The 8,626-nt window shown below is 51.1% G+C and carries 8 protein-coding genes; 4 read left to right on the top strand and 4 right to left on the bottom strand.

Translation table 11 applies throughout. From position 1 onward, the window contains the following. Positions 1 to 248: 248 nt before the first annotated feature. Positions 249 to 869 (bottom strand): cysteine hydrolase family protein, encoded by a 621-nt coding sequence (locus ACR0J8_RS21775; RefSeq protein ID WP_480892293.1) that lies wholly within the window; start codon positions 867 to 869, stop codon positions 249 to 251. Between the two features lie 287 nt (positions 870 to 1,156). Here ACR0J8_RS21775 and ACR0J8_RS21780 point away from each other — a divergent pair, with 287 nt between their 5' ends. Further along, positions 1,157 to 1,642 (top strand): GNAT family N-acetyltransferase, encoded by a 486-nt coding sequence (locus tag ACR0J8_RS21780; protein ID WP_480892296.1) that lies wholly within the window; start codon positions 1,157 to 1,159, stop codon positions 1,640 to 1,642. Between the two features lie 650 nt (positions 1,643 to 2,292). Here ACR0J8_RS21780 and ACR0J8_RS21785 read toward each other — a convergent pair. The 3 genes from ACR0J8_RS21785 to ACR0J8_RS21795 all read right to left on the bottom strand — a co-directional run bounded on the left by ACR0J8_RS21785 (position 2,293) and on the right by ACR0J8_RS21795 (position 3,653). Continuing rightward, on the bottom strand, positions 2,293 to 2,541 hold the full coding sequence (locus tag ACR0J8_RS21785; protein ID WP_480892298.1) for a hypothetical protein: 249 nt from the start codon (positions 2,539 to 2,541) through the stop codon (positions 2,293 to 2,295). A 244-nt stretch (positions 2,542 to 2,785) separates the two neighbouring features. After that, complete coding sequence (locus ACR0J8_RS21790) at positions 2,786 to 2,992, bottom strand: hypothetical protein (RefSeq protein WP_480892301.1); 207 nt, start codon at positions 2,990 to 2,992, stop codon at positions 2,786 to 2,788. Positions 2,993 to 3,071: 79 nt separating this feature from the next. After that, the gene (locus tag ACR0J8_RS21795) at positions 3,072 to 3,653 is read right to left on the bottom strand and encodes a TetR/AcrR family transcriptional regulator (RefSeq protein WP_480527847.1); all 582 of its coding nucleotides are present in this window, start codon (positions 3,651 to 3,653) and stop codon (positions 3,072 to 3,074) included. 125 nt (positions 3,654 to 3,778) lie between these two features. Between ACR0J8_RS21795 and gntH the strand changes: the two genes are divergently transcribed. From gntH to ACR0J8_RS21810, 3 genes are all read left to right on the top strand, one after another. Then, complete coding sequence (gene gntH / locus ACR0J8_RS21800) at positions 3,779 to 4,972, top strand: guanitoxin biosynthesis MBL fold metallo-hydrolase GntH (protein ID WP_480892304.1); 1,194 nt, start codon at positions 3,779 to 3,781, stop codon at positions 4,970 to 4,972. Positions 4,973 to 4,981: 9 nt separating this feature from the next. Next, positions 4,982 to 6,793 carry a hypothetical protein gene (locus tag ACR0J8_RS21805; protein WP_480527844.1) on the top strand — a complete coding sequence of 604 codons (1,812 nt, stop codon included), beginning with the start codon at positions 4,982 to 4,984 and terminating at the stop codon, positions 6,791 to 6,793. Positions 6,794 to 6,953: 160 nt separating this feature from the next. Further along, complete coding sequence (locus ACR0J8_RS21810; RefSeq protein WP_480527842.1) at positions 6,954 to 8,069, top strand: HupE/UreJ family protein; 1,116 nt, start codon at positions 6,954 to 6,956, stop codon at positions 8,067 to 8,069. The last annotated feature ends 557 nt before the right edge of the window (positions 8,070 to 8,626 follow it).

Raw genomic sequence — 8,626 nt, forward strand, 5'->3', positions numbered from 1 at the left:
GCAGAGGTCAGGGCATCAGCGATTGTCTAAGCGTTAGCTTCACTATCTATAGTCATATTCGCATTCAAATCGCCGACGGCTGGATTGCGGTGCAATCGAAGTTTTAAAGGGCCATAGTCGCAAAATCAAAGGGTTGTACTGAAATTGCCGCTTCCTTCTGCATCAAACGGGCAAGTCCAAGGCGTTCAAGCGACAAAAATCTCCGCCCGTTTCCGCTCCCCAACAGGTACTAGCGGTTCGATTGCAATTTAGAGCGACGAGATGGCCTTGATCACTGCTTTTCGGCTCTGAACAGCGCCGGTTTGTAGATACTCCATTGCTTTGAGAGCAGCTTCATGGGCTTGGACAGATGACCCGCCAACGCAATCTTCTACTACGCGGCAGAAGTAGTCTGATTGGTGGCCATCGACGAATGTGTAGTGCACACAAACATCTGTCAGCCCGCCGCACAACAAAAGTGTGTCTACCTTTAAACCGCGCAGCAGGATTTCGAAATCGGTGCCAAAAAATGCAGAATACCGTCGCTTCGGTACGATGTAGTCACCTTTGCGATATCCCATCTCATCTTTTGCAACTTCCGTTCTTGGATCACCTTCGAGGCAGTGTATGTCTTCGTCACCATCCAGTTCACGGCCGAAGTCTATCCTATCGGGACGATGGACTTCTTGGATGAAAATGACTGGCACTTTACTCTCATGCGCGGCGTCAACCAAATTACGCGCAGCGATCATGCGCTCTTTGTAGCCCGGCATGTTGTCGATGGAGCGTACTTCGCTATCATCAATAAACGTGCTCTTTTGAATGTCGATTACGATTAGGGCAGGTCTACCCTCGATCAGTTTCCTGGCTTGTTTGGTTTTAGTTGTCATGTTCGACCTCTAATTTGGCAGGTCGTCCTGAAAAAAACGCCCTTGCTTGGCCGGGTCGTCCCAGCGGGCAGATCAAACTTGACTAAATGTGCAAGTGATTACGGTCAAGGGTGTGCTGCGTTGTTGTGGAATGAAAAGCATGTGTTCGCGCCTGGGGCAACATTGCCCGCAAAGCTGCCGCTAGATGTGAGCGCAGAGAGAGTCTGCGCCGAGCGCAGATTGAGCAATGGTGCGAGCAAGACCGACGGCGGCTATACAACTTGACCCATCGTTCATAGTGTAAATGCATGAACAGATTTCGAAATGCCCAACCCTATGATGCAATTCGATGCTTTGAGATCGAGACTGATGCCTATGAAGGCGACGAAGCGGCTACCCTCGAAAAGATAGCAAAGAGAATCGAGGTCTATCCCGATGGTTTCCTCATTCTTGAAATCGAAGGCGAGATTGTTGGCTTTGTGAATTGCGGATGTGCGTACAACGTTGAAATGTCTGACGAGGAATTCAAAGAACTTGTAGGGCATGACCCCGGCGCGCCAAATGTCGTTATTATGTCTGTCGTCGTGGATCCGGCGCATCAAGGAAAAGGCCTATCGCGGGCATTGATGACTGAATTCGTCGGCCGCATGAGAAAAATGGGCAAATCCGCGATCTACCTTATGTGCAAAGAGCATCACGTTCCGCTTTATCAGAGATTTGGGTACAACTATCTTCGTCCATCAACCTCTGATCATGGAGGAATGACTTGGCACGAAATGTCTATGGAAACATGAACCGTTGGTTGAGCCACGGTGAGTGGACATTCAAGGCCGACCAAGCCGCGCTACATTGAAAGGGATTTGCCGCGACCTCGCGATTGAGTTGTGTTGTTCGGTTTGGGTTGAATTATACCAGTCAGAATGCACTTTTGATTGAGTTTTGATGCGTTAAAGTTGATCGTATTACGCTACGACAATCGAATTTTGAACGTGTATAGTGAACCGTGCAAACTTATGGGCAAATCGTGCAAACTTATGCGCAAATGCTGCGCAAAATTATGGGCGAAGACCCCAAGATTTTCTGAATAAAATCAATGTTAGGAATGCAGCGTTATGCGCGTCCCTACAGTAGACGCATCCGGCTTCACAGAGCTCGATGAGATCGAGTGTTTGGTTTGCTACTTCTTCAGCGGCCAGAGCCGTCGACAGGTCGATTGGAGACGCAGCCAGAACCTGTTGTGGCCATGATCGCGCAGGATGAATGGGCGCACTCCAGATGTGTGGCTTGTTATCGATCACCCTCAAAACTGCGATCTCAATCGGGTAAAAGCTGTCTTGGACGGCGACGATCCTTAAGTCGCAGAATAGGGGGCTGACTGTTGGTTCCGGGAGGCCAAGGTCTTGATAGACGCTACCAGACCCTTCTGTGATTTTGTCTTTTTCGGTCACTTTGGCCACTTATTCTCTTTAATCCAGATGTCTGTCCATTCTGCGGGTCCATCAGCTGGAGCAGCGTCCACGATGTGCTCTTGTACAGTCGTCAGAAGTGCTAGCCATGCATCTGAACCTTCTTTCAGCCGTGCTTTCAGCTCATAAATCAGGTCATCAAGAGGGATCGACTCCAACGGACGTCCAAAGGTCTCCTCATCGGAAAACTCATCACTCATCGAAGGGATTCCAATCGCCTTGCTCATGACAATGCGCGCACAGGGCAGTTGCCTTATGCTTCTTCGGTACGATACCCCCGACATGACCACATCTTGCACATGTGCGCTTGCTGTCCAGTACGAGACGTTTGAGCGGGAGACCCAGGCATTGATCGTACCGACGGAAGATGATCTGGATTGAACCGTCTGAGCCCGTCGTCACATCCGAGATCTGCACTTGAATCGGAGTCTCACAGTTCGCTCGAACCAGATGCTCCGCCTCTGCGAGGAACTAGCCAAGCAAGACCAGCCTGCCAGGACCAATGCTCGGCAATAGCGATGTCGTTTCAGCGCTCACCAGGTCTGGAAAGCGATCAGCGACGTTGAGCTTAAGATCTGTCGGCCATTTCGCTTCAGCTCCTTCAAATCTGTCTTCGAGGTAGATGTTGTAGCACCAGCAGCAAAGCGTCGTCAGATACTGAACGTCGGCATCTGGCATTGTTGCGTGTGATCTTCCTACAGTGCAATTTGAAACTGGCGGTCCGTTTCGAGCAAACTCACAATGCCGGACAATACTTTTATTCTATCTTCTTCTTTCCGACAAGAATTGCATGTTCCCGCTCTATAACCTTTTCCCAATCGCCTCGCGCTTTCAGACCGGTCGAGGAGTCACCCATCAGCGAAGTAACCATCAATCTTCCACGCGCTTTCGCCTCTTCTTTCGAAAACCCGGCCTGTTCAAACATCCAGGCGGCGAACTGGAATCGTTTGCCGATGGTTCTTTGATACGCCTCTCTTACTTTCTCATCGGTATTCGCCCACACTGAGACAGCGTGATCTGGCAAGGCGGCGTTCTCTTCTATGACCTTTTTCATAAGAAGAAGAATGCGGTCTTCCGGGGGACCGCCAAATGTCTTTGCCTGTGCGATCACTTTGTCAGTCAGTTCCTGCTCCCAATATCTGAGAACCTCATCCAAAAGCTCACGGACGTTCTTGAAATGCCAGTAAAAGCTGCCGCTTGTCAGGTTCAGTCGCTTTGCCATTGGCACGACCTTTACTGCGGAAACGCCGCCCTCATTGAGTACGTTGTACGCTAGCAATATCCAGTCTTCTTTGGTCGCGGCGTTTTTTGGTGAGTTGCGAGTGATAGATTCTGACATTCAGATTACAGCATTCTTTATTTGACATAGAGCAGTCTATGGACTTACCGTAGAGATGTCTATGGTGAACGAGAGGCTCACGGTTTCGTGTTCTCTTACGAGGCTTCGCTTTGAAGGGGGGATCAATGAATAACTTAATGAAAACCGCAGCCGGTACATTGATTGCATTAGGCGTGACACTGGCTGGCACTGCCACGGCCCAAAACGCCTTGCCGACGGGTCGGAGTGCCACTGAAATCGAAAACGGTGTATATCCCGCGTCTTACTTTCCTAACACTGAAATCCTCGGCGAGGATGAAATGCGTATCACGGCATTGGGGACGGGTATGCCTAACCAAACCAAGGCAGCAGTTTCGATTTCGTTTTATGTTGAACTGGGGAATGGAGACGTTTTCCTGTTTGACGTGGGCACGGGTGCAACTGGAAACTTGTTTTCGTTGCGACCGGATTTTGCAAAAATCGACAAGGTCTTCTTCAGCCATTTGCATGTCGACCACGTTGGAGATTTCATGGGCCTCCACGTTGGGGGGTGGCTTTCAGGCAGATATACCCCGCTCCGCATCTTCGGCCCGTCCGGATCAGAAGATGAACTGGGCACTAAAGCCTATGTTGATGGCATGTCCAAAGCTTACGCCTGGGACTTGGCCACGCGAACGGGCGCGCTGCCGGATGACGGCGCCAAGCTTGAAGTCACTGAATTCGATTACATGCAGGAAAACGAGATCGTTTTTCAGGAGAACGACGTCACGATCCGGTCCTGGCCTGCTATCCACAGCTTAGATGGCTCGGTAAGTTATTCTCTGGAATGGAATGGACTGAAATACGTCTTTGGCGGAGATACTTACCCAAACAAATGGTATGTAGAATATGCCAAAGGTGCGGACATCGCTTCTCACGAGGCGTTTCTTCCACCTGATGCTTTGGCCCCGTATTTTGGCTGGGACATGAAACAGGCGACGTATGTAGCTACGCGCGTTCATACCGAACCTGCGGCGTTTGGCAAAGTCATGTCTGCGGTCGAGCCGCGTATGGCCCTCGGATATCACTCTGTTCTTTCACCAGAAAATTATCAGGCGATTTTGGAAGGCGTCCGTTCGACTTACGATGGGCCTCTGACGCTCGCGCGAGATCTACAGGTGATCAACGTGACCAAGGACCAGATCGTTGTTCGGGAAGCGAGTGTTGATGACTATGCGTTGCCACCCGCTGTGAGCGATGAGTACATCAATGCCCCGCGTTCAAAAGAAAAAGAGCCGTCCGACAAAGTCAATGCGGGAAAATGGGAGGGTTACACGCCACCGCCAATGCCGGATAACTAACCTTCAGGGGTGAACAAAATTCCGATTTGGCAGTATCTTTACCGAGTATTCCTGACGCTGAGCCTGATGGCCTCAGGTGCACAGGTCGTTTCGGCGGATGTCGTTCTGACAAACGGGTCAGAAGTTGCCCCCAATATTGCTGTCTTTCATGTCAAAGATGATGCCGTCTACGTCGACCTTGAGATCTATGTCGAAGATATTCCGTTGTTTGCGGATATGTTGCCAATAGGATGGTCATCAGATTTCGTCGGGGGTGAGCCGGAGGCTGAACAAGAAACCAATCAAGGTTATGCGCAAGCCGAAAGCCGTGCGCTTTCGATTGTTGGGAGCGACGAACGGACCCTAAACGCTGAAATCAGAAAGATAGAATACCGAACGCGCAAAGATAGGGCCTCGCCGCTTGCAGGTCAGCGCGATCCATTCTCGGGTCAAATAGTTCCCAGCCCGCCAAAAGATTCGCGTGTTCTCTTCGTCGAACTGTTCTTTCCGTTTCAAAACTCAGTTCCCAAGGAGCTGACTATAGTGCCTCCATCGCGGGATGGAGAACCACTGGTGACTATTGGGATGCAGGTTTTTGACCGTGAGGTTCCGGTCACGGATTTCAGTTTTTTGTCAAAGCCGGCAGAGTTAAAGATTCACTGGCCTGATCCGTGGGATAGCCGCTTTTCTGCTGAAAGCCTGAATCGAAAAGCTCAGGACGGGACGTCCACCTTTCTTTACATCGAACCTCGTGAAGTTCGGCATGAAACGCGGATCCGCTTGCGTGAACTGGCGCCTTGGATTGGTGAAACTTTCGAAGTGGGGCAAACGCTTTCACCACAGCGTAGCGCCTTGATCGTAAACTGGGCGGCGTCCTTTTTGGCTTCTCGTAACCCGGTGTCAATTGATGGCAAATTAGTGCAACCGTCAAACGCTACAGCAAAACTCTTGGAGCTCACATCGCAGGGTTTTCAGGTTGTCCAGCCCGGAAAGCAAGTGTCCGTGAACAATGCGTTTATCGGAGCCATCCTGTCTTTCTCTTCGTCGGACCTTCCCGATCAGGTGACGGTCACATGGGATATGTTTGACGAGGAAAATTCCCGCGTTGCGACCATTTCAAACGATATCGCCGGGCCATTCTTTGGAGCTTTGACACCAGCAGACCCTCAGTTTCATTGGCAGAACCACTTGCTCAAATACGAAAGAGCATCTGTTACTCAGATTCCAGTTGAGCAGCAGACACGGCAGAACCCGGCAATGACTTTGATCTCCGGGATGATCAGTGCCGCCTCACTTGGCTTTTTCCTGCTGAGCAAGGGCAAAGTTGCAAAGCGTGCCAGTTGCGTGACTATGATTGCCGCTGCTTCGGCAACGTTTGTATTTTCGGGATATTTGCCAGTATTACTCTGGAATAAGCCCGAGCCCCCTGAGCAGCAGGTTGCGGAAGACATACTGCGCTTGATGGTCGAAAACTTGACCACGGTGACGCTGGAAACTTCGCCGGCAGCAAGAAAGGCAGAGCTGGCCCACATTGTAACGGCAGCATCTCTTGGCGACATCGCAACAGAGGTAGAACGTGGCCTCGCAATCCGAACGCCAGGTGGCAGTCTTGCTACGGTTACTGATATAAGAGACCTGAGTTTAGAGCGCGTTGACCCGACCCTCAAACCGGGTGGATTTAGCACTCTGGCCAAATGGACAGTGAAAGCCCAAGGCGGTCATTGGGGGCACGCCCATATGCGCGCCGTTACGTTTCGGGTGCTGGCCGAGGTGATACCTGAGTCAGGGCAATGGAAGCTGGATGGATTGACTGTAATCGAGGCTCGCGATCCAAATGCATAGGTGTTTAAGACCAAAGTTTTTTGCTTTCGGAGCTCTGTTTGTCGGTGTGTTTTTGTTACTGACGCCGTCAGCCTCGGCCCATTTTCTGCTTAACCTCAACGTTCGAATTTCCCATGTCGAGCATTCCGAAGATGGTCTGCGTGTCTACATCCGTACGCCTATGCCTTATCTGGTTGCAGACAAGGTCGGTGATCAGAATGGTGATGCCTTGCCGAAAGCTGCACCATTCACGACTAATGCCATGAGCGACGATCAGTTGGTCCACTTTGTCGACTTGCAGGCTGTCATGAGCGAACCTAATGGGCTGGGGCAATTCGCTGAAGGTGGGTTGCATCTGTTGGTCGACAATCAGCGCTTAAGAGGAACTGTTAAGTCCGTTCGCTTGCATCGCGTTGGAAATGAGCCCGGATTTGCAACTTTGGCCGAGGCTCAACTGGCAGTAGACACCGAAACGGCCTTAGCGCCACCGCTTTATGTAGGTGACACGATTGTTGATCTCGTCCTGTATTATGACACTATCGGCCCGGTGCAATCGTACAGCATTGCTAGCGTGCTAGACCCCGGCTTGCCGGATCAGGACCAAACGGCCAACCTTATTCTCGACTACGCGTCAGACACACCTCAGATTTTCCGATCTCGGGGTCTGATGACTGAACCATTGGTGATTCAGAAGAAGGGGTATGGAGGATTCCTCAGCTTCGTCTGGGAAGGCATACGACATATCCTCGAAGGGTTGGATCATGTTTTGTTTGTTGTGTGTTTGGTCATTGGAGCGCAGACCCTCAGGGCGCTATTGCTGCGTGCAACCGGTTTTACCGTTGGGCATAGCGTAACGCTGTCGCTGGGGTTTTTCGGGTTTATACCATCGGGCGCGTGGTTTGTTCCTGCCGTAGAAGCCGGGATCGCGCTATCTATCATTTTTGCAGCCGTCGCAGCGTTTATGAGTTTTAAGGACAGCGCGCGCTCTGAGGTCACGATGGTGCTTCTGACAACGCTGATTGGCCTCTTGCACGGGCTTGGGTTTAGCTTTGTGTTGCACAAGATTTTGCAGGTTACATCCCCAAACATCTGGCAGAGCTTGCTTGCATTCAATCTTGGCGTCGAGCTTGGCCAGGTCGCCATTATTCTTGCGCTCTGGCCTGCCTTGATAATGTGTCGACGCGTGAACTCCAGTTTGTGGATGTCCCTACGTGTGGGCTTAGCCGGTGGATGCGCGGCTATCGCCTTCTTCTGGACCTTTCAGCGAGTTGCCGAGGTTTACTCCACGCTGGCTTAAGGTCATTGCGATGGCGCGTGCCGTGATGGCCGCCTGGGAGAAAAGCGCACATTCGGCTGTTCCGTAGCATAAGACAGATTGGGCTTATACCGGTCAGTCAGTGAATTCTGCTCAAAGTCTACTTTGCAGTCAAAGCAGCCGATAGATTCACATAGCACATTGCAGGCTAGTCTCCGCTAAGATTTAGGCGACCTGCATTAAGCCAATCTGACAACTCTGTTCTTTCGTTAGGGTCAGGTGGGCCCGCAAGAGTTGGAGGGTCAACAGGCAATGGACTCTCTGATCCAATGATCTCTCGAACACCTACGGCATCTTCCGAAACATTCCAAACAAGCATGTCCTGAGCCAAAGTGAGCGGTCCGTCATAGGTCTTTCGGATTGCAGCTATTGTTTCGGGAGCAATATCGAAATCGGCAAATGTATGGTAGGCAATCGCGTGCCGCGGCTCGATCATCGAGAATAGTTTTGTCTAGCCCCCTCGTTCGGCACCACTAAATTGAGGTTTCTCTAATAAGGTTTCAGGCACAGGTGGGCGCATGTTCAGAGCATGATGTGGC

It is taken from the genome of Ruegeria sp. N11, assembly GCF_056531525.1.

Excerpts from the sequence above, each read along its gene's own strand:
- ACR0J8_RS21775 (WP_480892293.1), bottom strand. The coding sequence starts at position 869 with ATGACAACTAAAACCAAACAAGCCAGGAAACTGATCGAGGGTAGACCT.
- ACR0J8_RS21780 (WP_480892296.1), top strand. The coding sequence starts at position 1,157 with ATGAACAGATTTCGAAATGCCCAACCCTATGATGCAATTCGATGCTTT.
- ACR0J8_RS21785 (WP_480892298.1), bottom strand. The coding sequence starts at position 2,541 with ATGAGCAAGGCGATTGGAATCCCTTCGATGAGTGATGAGTTTTCCGAT.
- ACR0J8_RS21790 (WP_480892301.1), bottom strand. The coding sequence starts at position 2,992 with ATGCCAGATGCCGACGTTCAGTATCTGACGACGCTTTGCTGCTGGTGC.
- ACR0J8_RS21795 (WP_480527847.1), bottom strand. The coding sequence starts at position 3,653 with ATGTCAGAATCTATCACTCGCAACTCACCAAAAAACGCCGCGACCAAA.
- gntH (WP_480892304.1), top strand. The coding sequence starts at position 3,779 with ATGAATAACTTAATGAAAACCGCAGCCGGTACATTGATTGCATTAGGC.
- ACR0J8_RS21810 (WP_480527842.1), top strand. The coding sequence starts at position 6,954 with ATGCCTTATCTGGTTGCAGACAAGGTCGGTGATCAGAATGGTGATGCC.